Raw genomic sequence first — 24,096 nt, forward strand, 5'->3', positions numbered from 1 at the left:
CCCTCTGGCCCTTCGCGCGCGCAGGCGCTAAACGGGCCGGGACACAAGGCAGAGGCGCGCGCATGGCCCGGATTCTCATCACCTCCGCGATTCCCTATATCAACGGGATCAAGCACCTCGGGAATCTGGTCGGCTCGCAACTGCCGGCCGATCTATACGCCCGCTACAACCGGATGCGCGGGAACGAGGTCATGTTCATCTGCGCGACCGACGAGCACGGGACGCCGGCCGAACTGGCCGCCGCCAAGGCGGGCAAGCCGGTGGCGGAATATTGCGCCGAGATGCACGAGGTCCAGTCCGGGATCGCGCGCGGCTTCCGTCTGTCCTTCGACCATTTCGGCCGGTCGTCCTCGGCGCGCAACCATGCGCTGACCCAGCACATGGCGCGCAAGCTGGGCGAGAACGGCCTGATCGCCGAGGTCGTCGAGAAACAGGTTTTCTCGGTCGCCGACAACCGCTTCCTGCCCGACCGCTACATCGAGGGCACCTGCCCCAACTGCGGGTACGAGAAGGCCCGCGGCGACCAGTGCGAGAACTGCACCAAGCAGCTTGATCCGACCGACCTGATCAACCCGCGCTCCGCCGTTTCCGGCTCGACCGAGCTGGAGGTGCGCGAGACCAAGCACCTTTACCTGCGGCAGAGAACCCTCAAGGACAAGCTGGGCGCGTGGATCGACAGCAAGGCCGGTTGGCCGGTGCTGACGACCTCCATCGCGAAGAAATGGCTGAACGACGGCGAAGGGCTCCAGGATCGCGGGATCACGCGCGACCTGGCCTGGGGCGTGCCGGCGCAGTTCGAGGGCGCGCCCTGGAGGGGCATGGAGGGCAAGGTCTTCTACGTCTGGTTCGACGCGCCGATCGAATATATCGCCGGGACTGCCGAATGGGCCGATGCCAACGGCTTGGACGACGCTGCCTGGGAACGCTGGTGGCGGACCGACAAGGGCGCGGATGACGTGACCTATGTCCAGTTCATGGGCAAGGACAACGTGCCCTTCCACACGCTTTCTTTCCCGGCCACGATCATCGGCTCGGGCGAGCCGTGGAAGCTGGTGGATTACATCAAGTCCTTCAACTACCTGAACTATGACGGCGGGCAGTTTTCGACCAGCCAGGGGCGTGGGGTCTTCATGGACCAGGCCCTGTCGATCCTTCCGGCGGATTACTGGCGCTGGTGGTTGCTCAGCCATGCGCCCGAGAACTCCGACAGCGAGTTCACCTGGGAAAACTTCCAGGCGAGTGTGAACAAGGACCTGGCCGATGTGCTGGGCAACTTCGTCAGCCGCATCACCAAGTTCTGTCGGTCGAAATTCGGCGAGGTGGTGCCCGAGGGCGGCATCGCGGGGGAGCGTGCCGACGCGCTGGTCGCGGAGCTTGAGACCCGCGTGCGCGCCTACGAAGGCCACATGGAGGCCATGGATGTCCGCAAGGCCGCAACGGAGCTGCGCGCGATCTGGGTTGCGGGGAATGAGTACCTTCAGGCGGCGGCCCCCTGGTCGGTCTTCAAGGAGGACCCCGCGCAGGCGGCGGCGATGGTGCGGCTGGGGCTGAACCTGATCCGGCTTTACGCGGTCCTGTCGGAGCCGTTCATCCCGGACGCCGCCGAAACCATGCTTGCCGCATTGGGAACGAAGGACCGCACCTGGCCCGGCCCCATCGCGGAGGCCCTGGCCGTGCTGCCGGCGGGCCACGCGTTCCAGACGCCGGATGTCCTGTTCCGCAAGATCGCGGACGAGGAGCGCGAGGACTGGCAAGCGCGTTTCGCAGGCGTCAGAAGCTGAGCCCGGCGGGTGGCCTTAGTCCCCGGCCGCCAGGGGGACGGCGAAGCCGACCTTCACCCGATCCATCACGACGCTGGTGCGAAACCGGGTGATGTTGTCCTCGGCGAAGAAATGACGGCGCGTGAAGCGTTCGTAATCCGCCATGTCCACGGCCGACAGGATCATGATGAAATCGCTGTTCCCGGTGACGTAGTAGCACTGCATCACCTCGGACGCCGCGCGCATCCGGGCGCGGAACAGGTCCAGTTCGGCCGGACGTTCCGAGTTCAGCGTGACCTCGACAATCAGGATCAGGCCGCGGCCCGCCTTCTGCGGGTCAAGGATCGCGACATCGGCCTCCACATAGCCCTCGGCGCGCAGCCGGGCCAGCCGCTTGCGGCAGGCGTCGGGCGACAGGTTGACCTGCTGCGACAGCGCCTCGGCCGTCAGGCGGTTGTTGGTCTGGATGGCGTCAAGGATGAGGGCGTCGAATCTGTCCATGCCCCGTTTCTGGCGGAAAATCGGCCTGAGTCACAGCGAAAGAGTTCTAACGGGCCGAATTTCCGCTCATAGAAGCCATCCTACTCCGAAAATCAGCCAAGCGGGCGCAAAGTTGTCCGGGAAGTCCGACGGCCATAGCGGGTAGATTCAGACGGAAGCCGGCCGGGAGGGCACATGACACAGGCAATCGACAATCCGTTCCGTGGGGCGGGGCTGCCCGACCTGCCGCGCACTCCTGGGGCCGATGCGAAGGCCGTGGCCGCCCTGTTGGCCCAATGTCCGGCACATGCGGTCACGCCGCTCATTGAGCGCCCCGACCTCGCCCGGCGCGCGGGCATCGCGGCGCTTTCCATCAAGGATGAGCGCGCCCGCATGGGGCTGGGCAGCTTCAAGGCGCTTGGCGCGGCCTATGCCATCGCCCGCGAGGCGTCGCTGACCGGGGCACAGGACCTGGCGACGGCGCTGGAAGGCCGGACCTTTGTCACCGCCAGCGCGGGCAATCACGGCCTGTCGGTCGCCGCGGGGGCACGAGTCTTCGGCGCCCGGGCCGTTGTCTACCTGTCGCATGCCGTGCCGGAGTCCTTTGCCGAACGGCTGGCCGCGCGCGGCGCGCAGGTCGTCCGGGCCGGCGCGGATTACGAGGCCAGCATGCAGGCCGCGGCCCGGGCGGCGGAGGACAACGGCTGGACGCTGCTGTCGGACAGTTCCTGGCCGGGCTACATGGACCTGCCGTTCCGGGTGATGGAAGGCTACCGCCAGATGGCGGCGGAAATCGCAGGGCAGATGCCGGAGCCGCCCTCGCATATCCTGCTTCAGGCCGGCGTCGGCGGTCTTGCTGCCGCCATTGCCGCCGAACTGCGCCGGGCCTGGGGTGCCGCGCCCCAAGTGATCGTCGTCGAACCCGAGGCGGCGCCCGCTCTTTTCGAGAGCATTCGCGCCGGACGCCCGGTCACGACCAGCGGCCCGGAATCTTCGATGGGGCGGCTCGACTGCAAGACGCCCTCCTACCTCGCGCTGGCCGATCTGGCCTGCGACGCGGACCGTTTCGTCACGCTGTCGGAGGAAGAGGCCGCAGCAGGTACGGCCGAACTGGCCGACGCGGGGCTTGCGACGACGCCTTCGGGTGGCGCAGGGCTGGCAGCCCTGCTGGCGGGGATCGCGGGGATCGGGCCGGATGCGCATGTGCTTTGCATCCTGAGCGAGGGGCCGGCCGATGCCTGAAACCTCGCTCATCTTTCCGGCGGACGAATACCGCCGCCGCGTCGCAGCGCTTCAGGCGGAGATGGCCAAGCACGGGCAGGATGCGCTTCTTCTCACGACGCCGCCCGATGTGTTCTACGTCACGGGCTTCCTGACGCGGTTCTGGGAAAGCCCGGCGCGGCCCTGGTTCATCGCGATCCCGGCCAAGGGCGACCCCGTGGCCGTCATTCCGGCCATCGGCGCCGAGTTGATGGGGCGTTGCTGGCTTAACGATATCCGCACCTGGGACGCGCCCGATCCGGCCGATGACGGCGTGAGCCTGCTGGCGGAGACGCTGGCCTCCCTCGTCGCCGAGACCGGACGGATCGGCCTGCCGATGGGGCTTGAGACGCATCTGCGGATGCCGGTGGCCGACTTCGCCCGGCTGCACGAACGGCTTGCGCCCCGCGCCTTCACCGACGCCACCGCGACCGTCCAGCGGGTCCGCGAAATCAAGTCCGAGGCCGAGATCGCCAAGATCCGTGCCAGCTGCGCGGTGGCCGACGCGGCCTTCGACCGCGTGCCGGACTTCGCCCGCCCCGGCGCGCCGCTGGCCCGTGTCTTCCGCGACTTCCAGGTGGCGCTGCTGCAAGAGGGCGCCGACTGGGTCAGCTACGTCGCGGGCGGCGCGGGGCCCGGGGGCTACGGGGACGTAATCTCCCCCGCCGACGACCGCCCGCTGAGTGCGGGCGATGTCCTGATGCTGGACACCGGTGCGGTGCGGGACGGCTATTTCTGCGACTTCGACCGCAACTTCGCGATCGGTCGCGCCTCGGACGCCGCCCGGCGCGCCCACGCCGCGCTTTACGCGGCGACAGAGGTGGCGCTGGACCGGCTGCGCCCGGGCATGCATGCTGGCCTGTGATCTGCACCGGACGCTGACCGAGGCGCTCGCCCGCGAAGACGCCACGCCCGGCGGCGGGCGGCTTGGCCATGGCCTGGGTCTGACGCTGACGGAATGGCCCTCGTTCACCCCCAAGGACAGGACCGAACTGCGCGAGGGCATGGTGCTGACGCTCGAACCCGGGGTGGAGATCGCTCCCGGCCGCATCATGGTTCACGATGAAAACATCGTCCTGCGCGCCAGCGGGCCGGAGCTTCTGTCGCGCCGGGCGCCAGCCGAACTGCCGGAGATCCTGGAATGAAGACCGTCAGCTTCGACCTGATCGGCCCGATCGGACAGAAGGCCACGCTGGGGCTGGTCGTGCTTCAGGCGGACGAGACGCTGGAACAGGACTTCCGCCGGCTCTTCCAGGACCGGGATGTCGCGCTTTACGTCAGCCGAATCCCCTCGGGCGAGGAACTTTCGACCGATTCCATCGCCGCGATGGAGGCGGAATTGCCGCGCGGCGCCTGGCTTCTGCCGCGTGCGGCACGGTTCGACGCGCTGGGATACGGCTGCACCTCTGGCACCACGCTGATCGGGGCGGAGGCGGTGGCGCGCCTGGTGCGCCGCGGGGTCGAAACGCCGGTCGTCACTGATCCCTTGACCGCGGCGCTGGCCGCGCTTGCCGCGCTTGGTGTCGGACGCCTCGGCCTCGTCACACCCTATGTCGAGGAGATCGCCGCCCCCGTCCGCGACGCGTTCGAGGCCGCAGGCTTCCCCGTCGCCGCCGCCGTGACCTTCGGGGAGGAGGTCGAGGCGCGGGTGGCCCGCATCGCCCCGGACTCGATCCGCGCCGCCGCGCGCGCGGTCGCCGCCGCCCCGGGGGTGGAGGCGGTGTTCCTGTCCTGCACCAATCTGCGCACGCTCGACCTGATCGACGATCTGGAGGCGGAACTGGGCATCCCGGTCCTGTCCAGCAACCAGGTCCTGGCCTGGCATATGGCCCGCAGCACCGGTGCACCCCTTGCCGTCGACGCGCCGGGGCGGCTCTTCCGGGTCTGACGGCCCGGCCCTTGGCGGCCGCGATTCGGCGGTGGCGCCCGCCGCCGTCCTGTGCATAGTCGCGCTCGGGTCCAGACGAACCAAGGGCCCGCCAAGGGGACCGATCCGGTGGACCGAACGAACGGCGATCGCTTCAAGACGCTTTTCCTGCTGGTGGGCCTGACGGGCCTGGTGACGGGTCTTGCCCTCTGGATCGCCGGGCGCGGGGATGCGGCCGGTCTGGTTTGGACGCTCGGCGTATTGCCCGTGCTCTTCGCGCTGGCGGCAGAGATCGTGCAAAGCCTGCGCCGGGGGGAAGTCGGGCTTGACATCGTCGCGGCGCTCTCGATGTCCGCGGCGCTGACCTTCGGCGAGACATTGGCCGCCGCCGTGGTCGCGGTCATGTATTCCGGCGGCACCTTCCTGGAAAGCTTCGCCGAGGGCCGCGCGCGGCGCGAGATGCACGAATTGCTGTCGCGCGTCCCCCGCACCGCCACACGCCATCGCGACGGCGCGCTGGAGGAGGTGCCGCTTGACGCGATCGCCCCCGGGGACCGGCTGCTGATCCGGCAGGGGGACACGGTGCCGGTGGACGGGCGCATCCTGTCGGCCTCCGCCTTCCTCGATACCGCCGCGCTGACCGGAGAGCCGCTTCCCGTCAAGCTTGCCCGGGGGGCAGAGGCGCTCAGCGGCTCGACCAACGCGGGCGAGGCCTTCGATCTTGCCGCGACGCGGATCGCGCAGGACAGCACCTATGCCGGGATCGTCCGGCTGGTTGAGGCCGCCCAACGGTCCAAGGCGCCGATGTCACGGCTGGCCGACCGCTGGTCGCTGGGCTTTCTGGGGGTAACAATCGCCATCGCGCTGGCGGCGTGGTGGCAGACCGGCGATCCGATCCGCGCGGTGGCGGTGCTGGTGGTGGCGACGCCCTGCCCGCTCATCCTGGCAGTTCCCGTGGCGCTGGTCGCGGGCCTGTCAAGGGCCGCCCATTACGGTGTGCTGATCAAGGGTGCCCGGCCGCTGGAGACGATGGCGCGCATCCGGACACTGATCCTCGACAAGACCGGCACGCTGACGGACGGACGGCCACGGATCGTCGCGATCGACAGCCATGGCACGGTTTCCCAGACCGATGTCCTGCGGCTGGCTGCGGCGCTTGACCAGGCGTCGAAGCACCCTGTGGCGCAGGCCATCGTCAATGCCGCGCAGGAACGGGGGCTGGCGTTGCCCGTCCCGACAGGCGTGGCAGAGCTTCCCGGCGAGGGCGTCATCGGAACGGTCGCGGGTCACGAGGTGATCGTCGGGGGGGACGACTTCGTGGCGCGCCGGGTCGGGCGCATGCCGGGCACCGACCCGCATATCGCGGCGGGTTCGGTCCTTGTCGCCGTCGCGCTGGACGGGCAGATGGCCGGGCATCTCATCATGTCCGACCCGCTGCGCGCCGAGGCGCCCGACATGCTGCAGCGACTTCGGCACGAGGGGATCGGGCGCATCCTTCTGGCCACCGGCGACCGGGCGGAGGTCGCGGAGACCGTGACCCAGGGGCTTGGGCTCGACGGGGTGCGGGCGGGGCTGACGCCGGATCAGAAGGTGCTGCTGGTGCTGAGCGAACGCAAGAACGGTCCTGTCATGATGGTCGGCGACGGAGTCAACGACGCCCCGGCGCTGGCCGCAGCGGATGTCGGCGTCGCGATGGGCGCACGCGGCGCCGCGGCCTCGGCCGAGGCCGCGGACGTGGTGCTTCTGGTCGATCGGATCGACCGCCTGGGCCCGGGGCTCGAAATCGCCCGGCGGGCGCGGCTGATCGCCATTCAAAGCGTCGTCGCCGGGATTGGCCTGTCGGTCCTGGGCATGATCGCCGCCGCGTTGGGCTACCTGACGCCGGTCGAGGGCGCGCTGCTTCAGGAAGTGATTGACGTCGCGGTCATCCTGAACGCCCTGCGGGCCCTGCGCATCTCTCCGGCCGGGGTGGCCTAGCGCCGCGCCTTCTGGCCGCACCCTCATTCCAGCGCCAATTGCCTCAACCCGCGCCCAGCGGGCGCTTTGTGTTCACCCGGTTGCAGAGGTTTCACTACATATGCATGTGCAAATGTGGGTAGCCCGATCTGACTGATCCGATCTGTTTGTTGGTGCATGACATGCGCGGGGTCCATCTGGACGACAGTTTCCGGCACCGGTGGTCGGTACCCCAAGGCGCTGTGGAGTCGCTTGATGTTGGAGCGCTTTCTCCAGCCCTCGATGAGGATCTGTGCTGCCCTGAGCGAGTAGAAGATTTCCCTGTACAGCAGCGCGTCGCGCAGCCAGGCATTGAAGCTCTCGGCATAGCCATTCACCCACGGGCTCCCCCGCTCGATGAAGGCCGTCCTGGCGCCGACGGCTGCGATCCGGTCCCGAGCCGCTTGAGCGGCGAACGCGGGGCCATAGCACGTCAGGAAGCTGGTGGTTTCAGAAGGCTCTGGCTGCCTGGGCGGCCCCCAATTTGCGCGGCCGGTGGCGATAGCCGGATCTCAGGTCTCTAAAGTGGTTTTGCGAACCGCGCGGCAAAGGAGACCGGCCATGACCGCCCCCAAAACTACCCCTGTTCCGCCCCTTCTTGTCGCCATCTACATCTCGAAGTACCGGCACGAGGTTCTGCTCGGCGCTCCCGGAAAAGCACGCCGACGGGCGGGGTTCAGAGGTTTTGCTGACGCCGTCCTACAGCTTCCCGGGCAGCCTCCGCGAGGATCAGCTTGTTCAGCGTCAGATCCGGGACGGCCTTTCCAAGCCGCACATTCTCCTTCTGCAGCCGTTTGAGTTCCTTCAGTTGGTCAATTCCCTTTCCGCCATTGTGCTTGCGCCACCGGCAATCGGTCTGCTCGGTTTTGCAAACCGCTCGGATCGCATCCACACGTTGCATCCCCTGGCCGACAGGCAGATCGACCTGGGGCAGATTCTGAGAGTATCCCTCGGGCTTGTGGCGCTTGTTCGCCATTCTCAGTCCTCCGTTTCCCAAACATAGCGTCGGACCAGTTCGGAGGAGGCATTCCAGTCGATCGTCCCTCGCAGATTGCGGCCATCGAAAGTGCCCTGGGGCTTTGATCCAGCGTGGCCGCCCGTACCCTGCGGGGCGCGCGTTGTGTCAGGCGCGCATCGCGCGGAGTTGATCGGCCTGCCCCAGCGTCTCGGTGATCGCGGCCTTGGTGGCCTGCCAGGTCGCGACGAGCGCGGGATCGTGGGCGTGCAATTCAGCCTCACCGCCGTCCGCCCCGGCCAGAAGATGTTCCAGCGCGACAAGATGTTCCCTGACGGCGGCCGCCCCCACCAGCGCGACCGCCCCGGCAAGCTTGTGCGCCTCCTCCGACAGGCCGTCCGCGACCGCGCGTTCAGTGGCCCGCCCGGCCAGGGCATCGGCGAAACGCGCGACGGCGGCGTCAACCTCGGTCACAAGCCGGGTGACACGCTCGGGACCAAGCGCATCGATCAGGTCCGTCAGCGTATCCCGATCGACAAGCGCGCCCCGGTCCTTCGGGCCGGGCACCGAGAGGATGTCGGGACTGGCCAGCGCCTGGCGCAGGCGCGCCCGCGACACCGGCTTGACGATGGTGGCCGTCATCCCCGCCCGCAGGAACTTGTCGATCTCGGACTGCTGCGCATGCGCGGTCACGGCCAGGATAGGGACTTGCTTGCAGGGACCGTCGCCTTCGCGGATGAGCTTGGTCGCCTCGACCCCGTTCTGACGCGGCATGCTGATGTCCATAAGGATGACGTCGAAGGCGCGCGCCTGCGCGCGCTCGACCGCCTCCTGTCCGTCCCTTGCGCAATAGACCCGATGGCCGTCCGAGGTGAGCATGTCGCTCAGGATTTCCATGTTGATCGGGTTGTCCTCCGCCAGAAGGACCTTGAGCGACCTGGGCAGAACCTGCGGCGCGGCGGGACCTTCGGGCGACGGCACCGCCCCCAGGGAGGCGCTTTCCGGCCCCAGCGGAACCAGCGGCAGCGTCAGGCGAAAGACGCTTCCCTGGCCGATCTCGCTTTCGACGGTCAGGGTACCGTCCATCATCGCCGCCAGGCGGCGGCAAAGCCCCAGACCAAGCCCGGTGCCTTCCGTGCGCCGCTCATAGCTCGTGTCGATGGTCACGAAGTCCTCGAAGATCCGTTCGAGGTTTTCCTCGGCAATGCCCATACCGGTATCGCAGACCTCGATCCGGGCAAGCCCCGCTTCATCCCCCACCTCCCCCGTGCGCAGGCGGATCCTGATCTCGCCGGCCTGGGTGAACTTGTTGGCATTGCTGACGAGGTTGATCAGGATCTGACGAATACGCTTGGCATCCCCCAGGAACTGCATGGTCATCCCGGACATGTCGTCAATCACCAGCACGTTCTCGCGGCTCCTTGCGGCGTGGATCTGGTTTTCCACCACCTGCTGCGCCACCTCTTTCAGATCGAAGGGTTCATGCGCCGAGGACAGGTTGCCCGCGTCGATCTGGGAGATTTCGAGAACCGAGTTGACGTGGTTGAGCAGGATCTCGCTGGACGTGTTCATCGTACCGACGATCTTGCGCTGGCGGGCGGTCAGGATCGTATCGTCCAGAACCTGCAGGGCCCCGATCAGGCCGTTGAGCGGCGTCCGGACCTCATGGCTCATGACATTGAGCATCCGGGCCTTGGCGGTTTCGCCCGCAACCGCCCGTTCCAGCGCCTCGTTCAATTGCTGCTCGCGGCGTAAGCGCGGGGTGATATCGGTGACCCAGACCAGCACGCTGCGCCCGGCCGGGCTCTCGATCACGGACATGGACACCTCGACCGGGAACTGGCTTCCATCGGCACGGGTCGCGTATTTGAGGCTTTCGGCCAACGCCTCGCCGGTCTCGTCGGGGTCCGGCGAGCCTGACAGGAGCCGCCCGATCGCACGCTTGATCCCGGGGTCAAGCGGAACCTGGCCTAGGGCCCGGCCCAGGACCTCGCCCCGCGGCAGGCCGAACATTCCTTCGGCGGCGAGGTTGAAGTCGAGGACCGCCCCCTGATTGTCCACCGTGATGACCGCCCGGTTGGTGCGCGACAAGATCTCCTCGATGCGGGAGTTCGTCTCGCCGATGCGCTGCGCGCGCTGGTCGGCACTGCGCGACAACCGCAGCACGAACAATGTGCTGAGCAGGAGCGCGGCGATCAGCAGCACCGCGAAGCCCCCGAGCCGGAGCAGCGTGGTCACCAGCTGCGCGCGAATGCCGTCGGCAAAGACCGTGCGGTTACGCACCGTGTCGAGCGACATCTGCCGCACATAGCGTCGCACCTCCTCGGTCATTATCTCAAGCGCCGGCAGCGACGCGATCAGATCCTCGTTCGGGGAATCGATGAGCCGCACAGCGGTCGCGACATATTTCCGGGCCTGCGCCAACCCAAGCGCGAACTGCGGGTCCTTGCGCAGGTCGGCAAACCCCGTCCCTTCCTCCACCGTCGACACCCGTGCGTAGAAGATGTCGAACGCCCGGCGCAGCTGCGTCAGGCGGGCGGCGTCGGGGGTTTTCATGCTGTTCGCGATCGCCAGTTGAAGCGTCGTCATCTCCACCTCGCTTTGCGAGATGTTCCACAGCACGCGGTCCTCCACGGCGGAGCGGTGCTGTTCGAGGTCCAGCACGACGCTCTGGATCAGGAAGGCGATGACCAACGCGCAAAGGATCACCACCGAGGCGGCCCAGAGCGTGACGTTGTGGAAACAGGCGCGCACGAAGCGGGCCATCCGCCAGACGAAACCCATCGGGACAGGAGGCGGTGATGGTTTCTGGTCCATGGCGCCCTGTGTCATCAGCTTCCTCGCCCCTTGGGTCCTCACGGGGCCCCCGCGGTCGCTTCCGGACGAGCCTATTCGCGCACTTCCATGCTGACAAGCTGCCAGACGCTGCGGGAATAGATGAGGTCGGACCGGAACTTGCTATCATGATCATAGGGATAGATCACCCAGAGCGGTCCCATGTCACGCAACGACATCTCCTCGTTGTTGAGCATATAGGCTAGGATCGGGCCATCCTCGGTCGCGTCGGTCACGGGAATGTCGGCGCCATAATCGTTGGCCGCGCTCGCCCACACGGACTTGCCCTGCGCGCCCACCCGCTGGAGCAGATCCTTCAGCCGCACGCCGTCGAAACGCTGAACGCCCTCGGTCCAGATCGTCGAGGTTTCCAGGTGCACATGGCCGATGGCCTTCAGCGTTTCCACGTCGAAGACGGCGCAATCCCCCTGATTGTGTACCGTGATGTTCCCGCAAACCTCCAGAATCACCTCACCCGTCGGCACTTCCAGCGGCGCCGGGATGTCCGCAGAGGCGATCTGAGCTGCGCCGAACGCGAAAAACCCACAACATAGCAAGCGTGGAACAGCCATGTTCATGACGGTTTCTCCTTCCAAGGCTGGAGAAATTGGGTGTTTACCCTGCGGAACATTTTCCATTCGTGAAAGCAACACCTCTTAAGTATAGTATTTATCGATACTGACGGTGCGGCAATCCGGACGCATGCTTGCATCCAGCATAAGAACAAACGCATTGTAACGAATAGTCGAACGACCACCCACGCCGAGCCAGCAAGCGCAAAAGTCATGAAGATCATTATTGCAGACGACCACGCCCTTGTCCTTGAGACGCTTGCTGCCTTCATCGCCGGCCATGACGACATGGATGTTCGCGCCGCCAGCGACCTTGAAGCGGCGCTGGGGTTGATCGCCACCGAGGGGACCTTCGATTGCGTTCTGCTGGACTACAACATGCCGGGCATGAACGGGCTTGAGGGGCTGGAGCGTGTGATCGCGGCCAACCGGGATGGCGCCGTCGCGCTGATGTCCGGCAACGTGTCGCGCCATACGGTCGAAGCGGCGATCGCTTCGGGCGCCTCCGGCTTCGTGCCCAAGACGCTCAGCGCGAAATCCCTGGTGCAAGCCATCCGGTTCATGGCCGCGGGCGAGGTCTATGCGCCCTTCGATTTCATGACCCAGGAAAACCAGGCTGGCAGCGACATCTTCTCGCCACGGGAACTCAGCGTTCTCAGATGCGTGTGCGACGGCAAGCCGAACAAGATCATCGCGCTGGAACTCGGCGTGCAGGAAGTCACCATCAAGGCGCATGTGAAAAGCATCTGCCGCAAGCTTGACGCCAACAATCGCACCCATGCGGCGATGATCGCCCGCGACAGGGGCCTCTTCGCCTTCTGATCGGTCATGCGCCGGGCCAGTCCCGGCGCCCACAAACCTTTCCAATCCGGCCCGGACGGGTCCTGACGCCCTTTAGCTGCGGCGAGGGCAAGTTCTTGGCGGCCTCCGCCTCGGCGCGACATACCATCGCAACGCGATAAAATATGCCGGATGCCGAATTTGAGTGGTAGACAAATGGTAAAGTAATGTTACCAATACCGGAGGGCGACACAAGCCGGAGTCCTTGACGACCACGACAGAACTTGAAGGCAACAACGGGAGGAAAGAGGATGACCATCAAGACCACCACTCGCAGAGGCGCGCTTCGGGCCTTCGCTGCGGCTGGCGCTTCGACACTGGCCGCACCCCACATCGCCTCGGCGCAAGCCAACGGCACGACCTGGAAGATCCAGACATCGTGGCCTGGCGGTGCGGGTCTGCAGATCTTCAAGGACTGGTGCGCGACCATCGTCGAAAAGACCGGGGGAGAGCTGGCATTCCAGCCCTTCGGCGCGAACGACGTCGTCGGCGACTTCCAGCTTTACGACGCGGTGAAGAACGGCGTGCTTGACGCCGTGAACCCCTTCACGATCTACGCGCAGGGCATCATTCCGGCGGCGACGTTCCTGACGTCCTATCCGCTCGGCCTGCGCAATCCGCATGAATTCGACGTGTTCTACTACGGGCTCGGCGGGCTTGAGATCGCGCGCGAGCTTTACAAGGCGCAGGGCATGCATTTCGTCGGCCCCGTGCACCACGGGCCGAACATCATTCACTCGAAAGTGCCGATCCGCTCGATCGACGACTTCCGCGGCCGCAAGATGCGCCTTCCGGGCGGCATGGTTGCTGATGTCTTTACCGAGATCGGGGCAGAAACCACGGTTCTTCCGGGCTCGGAGATCTTCCCCGCGCTGGAGAAGGGCACGATCGACGTGGCCGACTATGTGGGCCCGGCGGTGAACTACGCGCTCGGCTTCAGCCAGGTGACGAAATACATCTCGATGGGGCCTCCGGGCTTCATGTCGGTCTACCAGCCGGTCGACATCATGGACATCACCGTGTCGCAATCGTCCTGGGACGCGCTGTCGCCCGCGATGCAGCAGTTCGTGGAGATGGAAACCCACGTCTACTCCGACATGCATCACGCCGCGATCCAGAAGGCCGACCAGGAAGCCTGGGCGAAGTTCGCCGCCGACGGGACCGAGGTCACGCGCCTGACCCAGGACGACGTGGAGCTTCTGACCGAGGTGGCCGTGCCGATCTGGTTCAAATACGCCAACCGTGACAAGGACGCGGCCCGGGTCTTTAAGATCCAGCTTGACTACATGATGTCCGGCTCGCTCGGCTACGTCACGCCGGAACAGATCGAGGGCCTGACGCTCGATCTCTGATCCCCAAGCATAGCGGCCGGGCCGGGCGGGAACGCCGCGGCCCGGCCTTGCCATATGGCGGCCCAGCATCAGGACACCGCAATGCCCAACATCGACTTCACCCTGCCCCACTGGGCCTATTGGCTCGGGCTGCTCCTTTTCCCCATAGCGGGAATGATCCTGGCGCGGCGCACCCGCCAAACGCAGAAGAATTACAGCAGCGCGCTGGCCTATCTGATCCTCGTGACCGGGGGCATCCTCGGGTTACACAGGTTCTACCTGCGCAGCCTGCTCGGCCTTGTCTTCATCCCCGTCTTCCTCTTCGTGCTGTGGAGCAACGCGGCCGAACGCGACGCGCGGGCGGCCCTGTCGGACGCGACCAACCACGTCCGCATCGCCGAGCGCGTGATTGAGCGCGAAGCCCCTCGCGTCGAGGCCGCGGAGGCCGACATCGCCGCGCTGAAGGCCGAGGTGGAGGCCGCGGAGCCCGACTCCTTCGCCAAGAAAAGCGCCGAGCGCCGGCTGAAGCGGGCCGAGGACGCGATTGCGACCGGGCGCGACCGGATCGTCGCGGCAGAGGAAGAACTGGCAGAGGCCCAGCCCATCGCCGTGGCGGCGACCGACAAGCGGGCCTTCTGGGCCAACGCGGCGCGCTACACCTTCTACCTGATCCTCGCCTTCGTGGCGTTGGACGCGCTGCTGATCCCCGGTCTCGTGCGCAAGGCCAACGAAGCGGTGGCCCTTGAACTGCCCGAGGAAACCATCATCGACGCCGAGACCGCCGCAAAGGCCGCGCAGATCGACCCCGACGCGCGCAAGCCCGACCATGAGTGGGCGGAAAACTGGATCGACAAGCTGTCGCTCTATGCCGGTGAGTTCGTCAGCTACTGGGCGGTGATCGCAGTCTTCGTCTACTATTTCGAGGTCATCAGCCGCTATGTCTTCAACTCCCCCACGAACTGGGCGCATGAATCGATGTACCTGATGTTCGGGATGCAGTACCTGATCGCCGGGTCCTACGCGATGATGACCGAGGGCCATGTGCGGGTCGACATCTTCTATGCGCCGATGTCGCCGCGCCGGAAGGCCTGGACCGATCTCTTCACCTCGATCTTCTTCTTCATCTTCGCCGGTACGCTTCTGGTGACCTCCTACATCTTCGCCTTCGACGCCATCGCGGTACCCTCGGGCAACTCGGTCGTGTCGGACTGGGCGCGGGGCCAGATCGGCTTCGGCGAGATGCTGGGCGGGTTGTCGCTGCGCGACTGGACCGATCCGGCGATCCGCTGGGGTGAAATCAGCTTCAACGAATGGGAAGTGCCGCTCTGGCCGATGAAATGGATGATGTTCGTGGGCGGCGTTCTGCTGGTCCTCCAGGGCGTCTCCAAGCTTTCCAAAGACATCCGCGTGATCGCGAAAGGGGCCTGAGGCATGGGACTGGACATTTCAATCGAGCTCCTCACGCTCATCATGTTCGGCTCGCTGCTGGTGCTGCTGATGGCGGGGCTGCCCCTTGCCTTCGTCACCGGCGGCCTGGCCTGCGTCTTCCTCTTCATCCTGGGGGACGCGCGCGCGCTGAACATCGTGCCAAGCCGGATCTTCCCGCTGATGACGAACTATCAGCTTTCGGCCATTCCCCTGTTCATATTCATGGCCGCCATGCTCGAACGAGCAGGGATCATCAACGACATGTTCGACGTGATCTACAAGGTGCTTGGCGGCGTGAAGGGGGGGCTGGCCTCCGCCACGATCCTCGCCTCGACGATCCTTGCCGCGATGGTCGGCGTGATCGGCGCGGCGGTCGTGACCATGGGCATCATCGCGCTTCCGGCGATGCTCAAGCGCGGTTACGATCCCAAGATCGCCATGGGCGCGATCATGGCGGGCGGCACGCTCGGCATCCTGATCCCGCCCTCGATCCTGGCCATCATCTACGCGGTCGTGGCCGAGCAGTCGGTGGGCGAGTTGTTCATCGGCGCGGTCATCCCCGGCCTGATGCTGTCGGGGCTCTATATCCTCTACGTGACCATCCGCAGCTACATCAACCCGCGCCTCGGCCCGCCGATCCCGATCGAGGAGCGGGTCAGCACGCGGGAGAAGTTCCACCTCCTGGGCAAGATGTCGGCGCCGATCAGCCTGATCGTCGTGGTGCTGGGGGTGATCTTCTCGGGCGTGGCGACGCCCGTGGAGGCCGCCGGCATCGGCACCTTCGGCGCCTTCATCGTCGCGGCCATCCACCGCCGGCTTGACTGGGCCACCATCCGCGAGGCCTGCCTGACCACGCTCAAGGCCAGCGCCATGGTGATCTGGATCATGTTCGGCGCGACCATCTTCGTCGGGCTCTACGTGCTGGAAGGCGGGCAGGAGTTCGTGCAGGAGACCATGCAGGGCATGGGCCTAGGCCCCTGGGGCATCCTGATCGTGATGCAGATCATCCTGATCGTGCTGGGCATGTTCCTCGACTGGGTGGGGATCCTGCTGCTCTGCGTGCCGATCTTCGTGCCAATCATCAAGTCGCTGGGCGCGGCCGCCTTCGGCTTCGACAACACCGACGACCTGGTGCTGTGGTTCGGGGTGCTTTACCTCGTGAACATGCAGATGAGCTTCCTGTCGCCGCCCTTCGGCTATGCGCTCTTCTACCTGCGCGGGGTGGCCCCGGACTCGATCCCGATGAGCGACATCTTCCGCTCGGCGATCCCCTTCCTGCTCCTGCAGATCCTGGGGCTCCTGATCTGCATGTTCTTCCCGCAGGTCATCACATTCCTGCCAAACCTAGTCTACGGCTAGGCCCAGCGCACGAATGCGGGCGACATTCCCCCGGCGCAGGCAGTACCCTGCGCCGGGGTTTTCGTTTCAGGGGCCAAGGGGGCGCGTAAAATGAGCATGACCGAGCGGCTCGCGACCCTGCCCGACGGCAGCCCGGTTGAGCGGGCGGTCCTGCACGGCGGCGGGCTCAGCGCCTCGGTCCTCAGCTTTGGCGCGATCCTGCAGGACCTGCGGTTGGAGGGGCACAGTCCCCCGCTTGTCCTGGGCTTCGCGCGGATCGAGGATTACCTGGCCTATTCCCCCTATTTCGGTGCCATCGCGGGACGTTGCGCGAACCGGATCGCGGGCGCGGCCTTCACGCTCGACGGGGTCACGCATCAGCTGGACGCGAACTTCCTGGGAAAGCACCAGCTTCACGGCGGGAAACTTGGGACGAGCCACCGCCTTTGGTCGTTCGAGGAGGTCGGGACGAGCCACGCCACCCTGACGCTCTTGCTGCCGGACGGGGACATGGGCTATCCGGGGGCGCTGACGGCGCGCGTCCGCTTCACGCTGGAGCCGGGGGGCGTGCTCGACATCCGCATCACGGCCACGACGGACCGGCCGACGCTGTGCAACCTCGCGCATCACAGCTACTTCAACCTCTCGGGCGAGGCCGACATCCTGAACCACCAACTGCGTCTGGCGGCCGATCACTACCTGCCCGTCGATGCGGAGTTGATTCCGTCCGGGCAAGTCGCGTCAGTGGCCGGCACACGCTTCGACTTCCGCACCCCGCAGCGTCTGGGCGATGCCTGCGCGCGGGGACCCATCGACCACAACCTCTGCCTCGCCCCGGCTCGGGGTCCGCTGCGCGAGGTCGGGGAGCTGCGGGGTGGCGATCTGTCCATGCGGATCCGGACGACCGAACCCGGCCTCCAGGTCTTCGACGGCGCACCACTCGCGGTGCCGGTGCCGGGCCTTGACGGCCGCGCGATGGGCGCATTCCCCGGCATCGCGCTGGAGCCGCAGGTCTGGCCCGACGCGATCCATCATCCCGACTGGCCGCAACCGGTACTCAGGCCCGAAGAGATCTACGAGCAGCACACGCAATTCGTCTTCGCCCGCGTCGCCGCGCCGGGCAGCTAGGCGCCGTCCACCAAGCCCTCCGAACCCGGCGGCACATCGACGGAGGCGAGCCAGGGCTTGATGTCCAGCAAGGGCGTCCCGTCGAAGGCGTCCATCGCATCGAAGCGCAAGATGCCCGTGACCGGGTCGACCGCCAGAAGCCGCACGACCGCCAGCGCGACCGGGTTCGGCCGGGCGGGCGAGCGCAGCGCAAAGACCCCCTGCGGCACCGGGCGGTGCGAGGGGGCCTGCACGATCAGGTCGCGCGCGGCATCGGCCATCCAGTAAAGGACGACCACCGGATCGCCCGCCGCAAGCCCGGCAAGCCCCGGTCGATAGGGCTCCGCGACCACCGCCCCGAAAGCACCGCCGCGCGCGCGCGCCTCGCGCAAGTTCTTCGGGCATTCCCCTCGCCGCCAGGGCGAGGTGATGCGGCCGATGAAGCACAGCCCTGCATCGGGATGCGCCGCCGGATCGAAATCCAGCGCACGTTCGCCCGCGCGGGCCCCTTTGGTCGCCATGATCGTCCCTCCGGTCTCGGCAACTCTGCCATCTTGGCGGGAAAGGGACCTCGCCCTTGGCGCGGTTGTCAAGCGGGCAGTCGCTGTGCCCGTGTCAGGACCGCGCCTGCGCCGCCAGGTGCCGGTAGAACGGCCGGTGATGGTCCAGAAGGTCACGAAGACGCGGCTCTTGCCGCGCCAGCGCGTCGAAATCGCTTTCGCGCTTGGCCAGTTCGTCCGCATCGAGGGGGCGGATGCCGCTGGACCGGCTGACCTCTCCGTGCCAGCCGCCGACCTGGGCCCAGTCCTTTGGCGTCTCGCGCTGCCAGTCGAAGGCAGCGGGACAGGGGGCAAGCCCGATCCGCGCCCAGAGCGCGCCGATCACGCCCTCCGCATCGGCGCGAACGTCTTCGGCCACGATGACGGGCGGCGACTTCCCGGCAGCGACCAGGGCGTCGAAATGGCGGGCCTGTGCCTCCAGCCCCACCTCCTCAAGCGTCAGGCCGGGGTCGAGCCGAAAGTAGGAGGGGATCGAGGCGACCGGGTCGCGCACCAGGAACACATCGGTCAGCCGTTCGGCAAAAGCCCTGTCCTTCAGGATCTGCGGATAGACGTAGTAGGACATGTCCTTGAAGAAGACCGGGGCCCGTTCGGCGCGCTCCAGGATCATGTCACGGATGGCACCGTAGCTTGTCGGGTGATCGGCCTGCACCTCGAAATGCGGCATGGTGCGGACCTGCCGGTGCACGTAGTAGTCATACATGAAGGGTTCGTGCAGGCAGTCCAGATCGCCGCGTTCACGCATGATCCGTTCCATCGCCGTGGACATCGAGCGCGGATGCGACCAGAGCGCGATGATCGGATGACCGCTCATGCCTTGAGCCTTTCATTCGCGGGGTCGTAGGGCGCGGCCTCCAGCACCGTCGCGGCGCAGGACCGGCCGAGGATCGAGACGCTGAGGCCGTCCCGCAGGCCCCGCTCCCGCAGATAGGCCAGCGCCAGCGCCTTTCCGGTCCGGTGCCCCCAGGCGCCTGAGGTCACGACGCCGACCGGCCGGCCGGCATGAAGGACGGTGTGGCTGTAGAACGGGTCCACCCCGTCGGCCTCAATCGCCAGCAGCACCGTTTCCCATCGATCCGGCGCCTCCATCCGCCGTGCGAGCGCCTCGCGTCCGACGAAATCCCGGCCCTCGGCCCGGATCAGCGGCCCGGCCCCGCTTTCCGCCGGGGTCCGTTCGGTCGTGAAATCCGCCCCCCAGGCCCGGTAGCCCTTTTCCAGCCGCATGGAATTCATCGCGTAGGCCCCGAAAAGGCCCAGCCCATGCGGCCGTCCCGCGGCCTCCAGCGCGTCGAAAAGCGCCGCGCAATCGGCGCGCGGCGCGTGAAGCTCCCACCCCAGCTCGCCGATGTAGGATACGCGGAGCGCTCGCAGGGGAATGTCGGCCACCGTGATCTCCCGCACACCAAGCCAGGGGAAACCGGCACCCAGGTCGGCGTCCGTCAGCCCGGACAGGATCGCGCGGGACTTCGGCCCCATCAGGGCGATCACGCCGAGACTTTCGGTCACATTGGCGATCTGGACATCGAAGCCGGAGGCGCGGGCGCGCAGAAGGTCTTCGTCCATCTCTTCCGCCGCCGCGGCGGAGGTCAGGTAGAAGCGGTCCCCCGGCAGCGCGCTGACAGTGAATTCCGAAGCCGTGCCCCCAGCGGGCGTCAGCGCATGGAGGAGACCGACGCGCCCCACCTTGGGCGCCCGGTTGGCCCCCAATGCGTCGACGAAAGCGCGCGCATCTGGTCCCGTGACCTCGAACTTGGAAAAGACCGAGAGGTCGGCGAGGCCCGCGGCCTCGCTCACCGTCTGGACCTCGCGCGCGACATGGGGAAACCAATTGGCCCGGCGGAAGGTCGGCACGGCCTCGTCCCCGGTGCGGTCGGAAAACCAGTTCGGCCGTTCCCAGCCATGGGCCGCACCCATGACCGCCCCGCGCGCCAGCATCCGGTCGTGGAGGGGCGAGAGGCGCTTGCCACGCGCTGCCGGACGTTCCTCATAGGGATAATGCACACCGAACTGGAGCCCGAAACATTCGACCGCCTTCTGCACCCGGTAGTCACGGTCGGCCCAGGCGCCGAAACGGCGGCTGTCGACCGCAAGCGCGTCCATGGGGGGCGCGCCGTGCGTCATCCAGTGGGCCAGGAACCAGCCCGCGCCGCCGCCCTCCATCACCCCCATCGAGGACCCGGTCAGAAGCCAGGCGTCCGGCAGGCCATGGACCGGGCCGATCAGCGGGTTCGCATCCGGGGTGAAGGTGATCGGCCCGTTCACGACCGACTTCACGCCCCCGGTTTCCAGCGCCGGGATCCGCGCCATGGCCGCCACGATGATATGTTCCACCCGGTCCAGATCGGGCGCCATCAGCTCGGCCCCGAAGTCGGGCGGGACGCCGTCGATGGACCAGGGCTGGGCGTTCTTTTCATAGGGACCGAGGATCAACCCGTCGCGTTCCTGGCGAACATACCAGCTTTCCTCCGGGTCGCGGATCATCGGCAGTTCGGGCAGACCCGCCGCGATGCGCCCGGCCACGGCGGGGATGGTGTCGGTGACAAGATACTGGTGAAGGACCGGGACCGAGGGGATGTTGAGCCCCATCATGTGCCCCACCTCCCAGCCCCAGGTGCCGGCGGCATTGACGATGTGGCGGGCGCGGATCACCTCGCGCAGGGTTTCGACCATCCAGTGACCGCCCTCGCGCCGGATCGCGCGGACGGGGTTCTGCCGCAGGATCGTGGCGCCGCCAGCCCGCGCGACCTGCGCCATCGCGTTGGTGGCAAGGGTCGGGTCCACATGGCCGTCGTCGGGCTCGTAGATGCCGCCTAGGATGCCCTCGGTCCGCGCCAGTGGATGCAGCGCCGCGACCTCCTCGGGCGAGGTGAGAAGCCGCAGGTCATAGCCCGTGAACCGCGACAGCCCCGCGACATGGGCGAATTCATCCATCCGGTCGGGGTTTGAGGTGATGCGCATGGCGCCCGACCGGTGGAAACCGCAGGTGCCGCCCGTCTCCTCCGGCAGGATGTCGCGGTAAAGCCGGACGGAGGTCGCGCGCAACTCCTGGATCGTGGGGTTGTGCGCGAAATGCGTGCACAGCCCCGCCGCATGCCAGGTGGAGCCATGGGTCAGGTCGTTCTTCTCGGTCAGGACGACATCGCTCCAGCCGGCCTTGACCAGGTGGTACATCAGCGACACGCCCATCGCGCCGCCGCCGATGATCAGGACCTGAGCGTTCAATGTCATCCCCGCATCCGTTCGCCTTGGGGATCGAAGGGGGCCCGTTCCAGCACTTTCGCCGGATAAAGCCGCCCCGCGATCTCGATTTCAAACTGCCGCGCCGCCGTTTGGGCGGTCTTTTCGCCGGGACCGACCGAGATCAGGCCCAAGGCGAGTGTCCTGCGCGTCCGCGCCCCCCGACCGCCGGAGGTCGTCATGCCCACGACCGCGCCGCCCTCCCGGATCGGCTCGTCATGCAGGACCAGCGGGCGCCCCTCGACCTCAAACAGGTGCAGGCGGCGCGTCAGCCCCGCAGCCCTTTGCCGTTCGAGCGCCGGTTTGCCGAGGAAGTCCTTGCCCCAGTCCACCGTGAAGCCCAGGCCCGCCTCAAGCGGCGTGATCTCGGGGCCGAGATCGTGGCCCCAGTGGCGGAACCCCTTCTCGATCCGGCAAGCGTCCAGCGCATAGTGGCCAAGGGGGCACGCGCCCCAGCGCCGAAGCGCATCGAAGACCGGGCCGCCGTGGGCAGCGGGGATGGACAATTCCCAGCCAAGCTCGCCCACGAAGCTGACGCGGGTCGCGCGGCAGGGCTGGCCTGCCACGGTAACGTCCCGGGCGGTCGCGAACGGGAAATCCTGCCAGCCGTCAGGGGAAAGCCCAGCCAGAAGCCTTCGCGACCCCGCGCCCATCACGCCGATCACGACCTCCGTCTCGGTCACGTCGCGGATCGTCAGGTCGCGCCCCGCCATGTTTCGCCGAAGCCAGGCCAGGTCGCGCCAACGCGTCGCGGCCCCTGACGTCAGGCGGAACAGATCGGTGCCGAGGCGGGTGATGGTCACGTCGGCCTCGATCCCGCCCCTGGCGTTCAGAAGCGGCGTATAGACTGCCCGCCCGGTTTCGACATCGACATTGCCCGCCGCCAGGAACTGCAAGGCCGAAAGCGCGTCCGGCCCCGCGATATCGAACTTGCCGAAGGGCGACAGGTCGATCAGCGCCGCGCCGCGCTCCATCGCCGCGGCCTCCCGGTGGACGATCTCTTGCCAGGGTTGCTCAGTGACCGAGTAGGGCAAGCGGCGCTCATCATCGTTCGCCGCGTACCACAGCCCCCGTTCCCATCCCGCCGTCAGGCCAAAGACCGCGCCCGCCTCCGCCCAACGGTCGTGGAGAGCCGAACGGCGCAGGCCCCGGCCCGCCTTGGGCTGCTTGTAGGGCCAGTGGATCGCAAAGACATCGGCCACCGCCTCCTCCATCCGTGCCTCCACATGCGCGGCGGCGGCGGTCAGCGGATCGGCACGGGCCACGTCGATGGGCCAGAGATCGAGCGGCGCGGCGCCCTCCATCATCCAGTCCGCCAGCACCCGCCCCACCCCGGCCGAGGACATGACGCCGACCGAGTTCATTCCGGCGGCGACGAACAGCCCATCGACCTCATTGGTCTGACCGATAAGAGGCCGGCTGTCGGTGGTAAAGCTTTCCGGCCCGTTCATGAAATGCTGGATGCCCGTGCGCTCAAGCGCGGGGATCAGGGCTAGGGCCGCCTCCATGAAGGGGGCGAACTGGTCCCAGTCCTCCGGCAGTTCGAGGAAGGGGCGGCTGCCCTCCGGCCCGTAGGGGTTCCAGCACTTGGCCCCCGGCTCGAAACCGCCGATCACCAGCTTCCCGGCGTCGCCTTTCACGTAGATGCCCCGGTCCAGGTCGCGCAGCACCGGATAGGGCTGCGGCAGGCCGGCCATCGGCTCGGTGACGATATACATGTGCTCCACCGCCTGAAGCGGCAGCGCCACGCCTGCCGCCTCCGCCAGCCGTTTCGACCAGGCCCCGGCGCAGAGCGCCACGCGATCCGCCCGGATCTCGGAGCCGTCCGCAAGCCGCGCGCCGCGCGCCACACCGCCTTCGACGATCAGCGCGGCGACCGCCGTGTGTTCCCGGATCTCGGCCCCCAGCGTTCGAGCCGCCTTGGCATAGGCCATACAGAGGTCGACGGGATTGACGTTCGCGTCCTCCTCGACCCGGAGCGCGCCGAGGATGCCCGCCGTCTCCAGCCCCGGAACCCGCACCTCCTCGCCCGGAACAATCGAAGGCGTCAGGCCGAAATGCCGCCCCAGCGCGGCGATGCGGCGCAGCTCGTCCATCCGCGCCGGGTCGCGCGCCAGCCAGTAGCCGCCAGTCCGGCGGTAGCCGGTGGACAGGCCGCATTCAGCCTCAAGTCGCGGGAAAAGTTCGCCCGCGTACATCGCAAGCCGCGTCATGTTGGGCGTGGCGCGCAGCGGCCCGACGATGCCCGCCGCATGCCAGCTGGTGCCGGAGGTCAGCCGATCGCGTTCGACCAGCAGGACCTCGCGCTCGCCCCTTCGCGCCAGGTGATAGGCGAGGCTGAGCCCGATCGCGCCGCCGCCGATGATGAGTGTTCCTGCCATGCGCCACCCGGTTGTGCCTGACGCCACCTGATCCCGTGCCCGGGGCATTGATCAAGCCCGCGCAAACACTATTAAACTTTCTAATGAAAGACAGAACCTTCGCCGGATTCGGGCCGCGCGGGCGAAGGCCGCTTTCCGGCCCGGCAGGTG

At 67.2% G+C, this 24,096-nt stretch carries 16 protein-coding genes and 3 pseudogenes; 10 read left to right on the forward strand and 9 right to left on the reverse strand.

From position 1 onward, the window contains the following. Window positions 1-62: 62 nt before the first annotated feature. Window positions 63-1,781, forward strand: a complete 1,719-nt coding sequence (gene metG, locus OE647_RS09840; protein ID WP_263721560.1) for a methionine--tRNA ligase — start codon at window positions 63-65, stop codon at window positions 1,779-1,781. Window positions 1,782-1,796: 15 nt separating this feature from the next. Here the strand turns inward: metG and OE647_RS09845 are convergent, their stop codons facing one another. Then, on the reverse strand, window positions 1,797-2,261 hold the full coding sequence (locus OE647_RS09845; protein WP_263721561.1) for an Lrp/AsnC family transcriptional regulator: 465 nt from the start codon (window positions 2,259-2,261) through the stop codon (window positions 1,797-1,799). A gap of 174 nt (window positions 2,262-2,435) precedes the next feature. Here OE647_RS09845 and OE647_RS09850 point away from each other — a divergent pair, with 174 nt between their 5' ends. The 4 genes and pseudogenes from OE647_RS09850 to OE647_RS09865 all read left to right on the forward strand — a co-directional run bounded on the left by OE647_RS09850 (window position 2,436) and on the right by OE647_RS09865 (window position 7,344). Continuing rightward, entirely contained in the window at window positions 2,436-3,482 is a 1,047-nt protein-coding gene (locus tag OE647_RS09850) for a pyridoxal-phosphate dependent enzyme (protein WP_263721562.1), read from the forward strand. Further along, a pseudogene (locus OE647_RS09855) lies at window positions 3,475-4,645 on the forward strand (M24 family metallopeptidase). The gene OE647_RS09850 and the pseudogene OE647_RS09855 overlap by 8 nt, the downstream one beginning before the upstream one ends. Beyond that, window positions 4,642-5,388, forward strand: a complete 747-nt coding sequence (locus OE647_RS09860; RefSeq protein WP_263721563.1) for a maleate cis-trans isomerase family protein — start codon at window positions 4,642-4,644, stop codon at window positions 5,386-5,388. The pseudogene OE647_RS09855 and the gene OE647_RS09860 overlap by 4 nt, the downstream one beginning before the upstream one ends. 108 nt (window positions 5,389-5,496) lie before the next feature. Then, window positions 5,497-7,344 carry a heavy metal translocating P-type ATPase gene (locus OE647_RS09865; RefSeq protein WP_263721564.1) on the forward strand — a complete coding sequence of 616 codons (1,848 nt, stop codon included), beginning with the start codon at window positions 5,497-5,499 and terminating at the stop codon, window positions 7,342-7,344. Window positions 7,345-7,523: 179 nt separating this feature from the next. Here OE647_RS09865 and OE647_RS09870 read toward each other — a convergent pair. From OE647_RS09870 to OE647_RS09885, 4 genes and pseudogenes are all read right to left on the reverse strand, one after another. After that, a pseudogene (locus tag OE647_RS09870) lies at window positions 7,524-7,787 on the reverse strand (integrase core domain-containing protein); the annotation flags it as partial. A gap of 284 nt (window positions 7,788-8,071) precedes the next feature. After that, window positions 8,072-8,338 (reverse strand): annotated as a pseudogene (locus tag OE647_RS09875) (IS3 family transposase); the annotation flags it as partial. Window positions 8,339-8,485: 147 nt separating this feature from the next. Continuing rightward, the gene (locus OE647_RS09880) at window positions 8,486-11,149 is read right to left on the reverse strand and encodes a hybrid sensor histidine kinase/response regulator (RefSeq protein ID WP_263721565.1); all 2,664 of its coding nucleotides are present in this window, start codon (window positions 11,147-11,149) and stop codon (window positions 8,486-8,488) included. Between the two features lie 56 nt (window positions 11,150-11,205). Beyond that, a complete protein-coding gene (locus OE647_RS09885; protein WP_263721566.1) occupies window positions 11,206-11,730 on the reverse strand; it encodes a putative pterin-binding protein in 525 nt (174 codons plus the stop codon). Window positions 11,731-11,937: 207 nt separating this feature from the next. Between OE647_RS09885 and OE647_RS09890 the strand changes: the two genes are divergently transcribed. The 5 genes from OE647_RS09890 (at window position 11,938) to OE647_RS09910 (ending at window position 17,789) form a co-directional block, all read left to right on the forward strand. Continuing rightward, entirely contained in the window at window positions 11,938-12,546 is a 609-nt protein-coding gene (locus OE647_RS09890; RefSeq protein ID WP_263721567.1) for a response regulator transcription factor, read from the forward strand. Between the two features lie 269 nt (window positions 12,547-12,815). Beyond that, complete coding sequence (gene dctP / locus OE647_RS09895) at window positions 12,816-13,916, forward strand: TRAP transporter substrate-binding protein DctP (protein ID WP_263721568.1); 1,101 nt, start codon at window positions 12,816-12,818, stop codon at window positions 13,914-13,916. An 81-nt stretch (window positions 13,917-13,997) separates the two neighbouring features. Next, complete coding sequence (locus OE647_RS09900) at window positions 13,998-15,323, forward strand: TRAP transporter small permease subunit (RefSeq protein ID WP_263721569.1); 1,326 nt, start codon at window positions 13,998-14,000, stop codon at window positions 15,321-15,323. A 3-nt stretch (window positions 15,324-15,326) separates the two neighbouring features. Continuing rightward, on the forward strand, window positions 15,327-16,682 hold the full coding sequence (locus OE647_RS09905) for a TRAP transporter large permease (RefSeq protein WP_263721570.1): 1,356 nt from the start codon (window positions 15,327-15,329) through the stop codon (window positions 16,680-16,682). Window positions 16,683-16,772: 90 nt separating this feature from the next. Then, entirely contained in the window at window positions 16,773-17,789 is a 1,017-nt protein-coding gene (locus tag OE647_RS09910; RefSeq protein ID WP_263721571.1) for an aldose epimerase family protein, read from the forward strand. Here the strand turns inward: OE647_RS09910 and OE647_RS09915 are convergent. The 4 genes from OE647_RS09915 to OE647_RS09930 all read right to left on the reverse strand — a co-directional run bounded on the left by OE647_RS09915 (window position 17,786) and on the right by OE647_RS09930 (window position 23,946). Then, window positions 17,786-18,289: a TrmO family methyltransferase domain-containing protein gene (locus tag OE647_RS09915; protein ID WP_263721572.1), complete on the reverse strand. Its 504-nt coding sequence runs from the start codon at window positions 18,287-18,289 to the stop codon at window positions 17,786-17,788. The two genes, OE647_RS09910 and OE647_RS09915, sit on opposite strands and share 4 nt — an antisense overlap. Before the next feature lie 94 nt (window positions 18,290-18,383). Beyond that, window positions 18,384-19,142 (reverse strand): sulfotransferase, encoded by a 759-nt coding sequence (locus OE647_RS09920; protein WP_263721573.1) that lies wholly within the window; start codon window positions 19,140-19,142, stop codon window positions 18,384-18,386. Further along, window positions 19,139-21,556 carry a GcvT family protein gene (locus OE647_RS09925; protein WP_263721574.1) on the reverse strand — a complete coding sequence of 806 codons (2,418 nt, stop codon included), beginning with the start codon at window positions 21,554-21,556 and terminating at the stop codon, window positions 19,139-19,141. Before OE647_RS09925 ends, OE647_RS09920 begins: the two co-directional genes overlap by 4 nt. Beyond that, window positions 21,553-23,946 (reverse strand): GcvT family protein, encoded by a 2,394-nt coding sequence (locus OE647_RS09930; RefSeq protein WP_263721575.1) that lies wholly within the window; start codon window positions 23,944-23,946, stop codon window positions 21,553-21,555. Before OE647_RS09930 ends, OE647_RS09925 begins: the two co-directional genes overlap by 4 nt. Window positions 23,947-24,096 lie beyond the last annotated feature (150 nt).

The sequence above is a fragment of the Albidovulum sediminicola genome, from assembly GCF_025751575.1.
In the GTDB taxonomy this organism is placed as follows: domain Bacteria; phylum Pseudomonadota; class Alphaproteobacteria; order Rhodobacterales; family Rhodobacteraceae; genus Albidovulum; species Albidovulum sediminicola.

Excerpts from the sequence above, each read along its gene's own strand:
- OE647_RS09890 (WP_263721567.1), top strand. The coding sequence starts at position 11,938 with ATGAAGATCATTATTGCAGACGACCACGCCCTTGTCCTTGAGACGCTT.
- OE647_RS09845 (WP_263721561.1), bottom strand. The coding sequence starts at position 2,261 with ATGGACAGATTCGACGCCCTCATCCTTGACGCCATCCAGACCAACAAC.
- OE647_RS09900 (WP_263721569.1), top strand. The coding sequence starts at position 13,998 with ATGCCCAACATCGACTTCACCCTGCCCCACTGGGCCTATTGGCTCGGG.
- OE647_RS09915 (WP_263721572.1), bottom strand. The coding sequence starts at position 18,289 with ATGGCGACCAAAGGGGCCCGCGCGGGCGAACGTGCGCTGGATTTCGAT.
- OE647_RS09920 (WP_263721573.1), bottom strand. The coding sequence starts at position 19,142 with ATGAGCGGTCATCCGATCATCGCGCTCTGGTCGCATCCGCGCTCGATG.
- metG (WP_263721560.1), top strand. The coding sequence starts at position 63 with ATGGCCCGGATTCTCATCACCTCCGCGATTCCCTATATCAACGGGATC.
- OE647_RS09925 (WP_263721574.1), bottom strand. The coding sequence starts at position 21,556 with ATGACATTGAACGCTCAGGTCCTGATCATCGGCGGCGGCGCGATGGGC.
- OE647_RS09860 (WP_263721563.1), top strand. The coding sequence starts at position 4,642 with ATGAAGACCGTCAGCTTCGACCTGATCGGCCCGATCGGACAGAAGGCC.
- OE647_RS09850 (WP_263721562.1), top strand. The coding sequence starts at position 2,436 with ATGACACAGGCAATCGACAATCCGTTCCGTGGGGCGGGGCTGCCCGAC.
- OE647_RS09905 (WP_263721570.1), top strand. The coding sequence starts at position 15,327 with ATGGGACTGGACATTTCAATCGAGCTCCTCACGCTCATCATGTTCGGC.
- OE647_RS09880 (WP_263721565.1), bottom strand. The coding sequence starts at position 11,149 with ATGACACAGGGCGCCATGGACCAGAAACCATCACCGCCTCCTGTCCCG.
- OE647_RS09910 (WP_263721571.1), top strand. The coding sequence starts at position 16,773 with ATGAGCATGACCGAGCGGCTCGCGACCCTGCCCGACGGCAGCCCGGTT.
- OE647_RS09885 (WP_263721566.1), bottom strand. The coding sequence starts at position 11,730 with ATGAACATGGCTGTTCCACGCTTGCTATGTTGTGGGTTTTTCGCGTTC.
- dctP (WP_263721568.1), top strand. The coding sequence starts at position 12,816 with ATGACCATCAAGACCACCACTCGCAGAGGCGCGCTTCGGGCCTTCGCT.
- OE647_RS09930 (WP_263721575.1), bottom strand. The coding sequence starts at position 23,946 with ATGGCAGGAACACTCATCATCGGCGGCGGCGCGATCGGGCTCAGCCTC.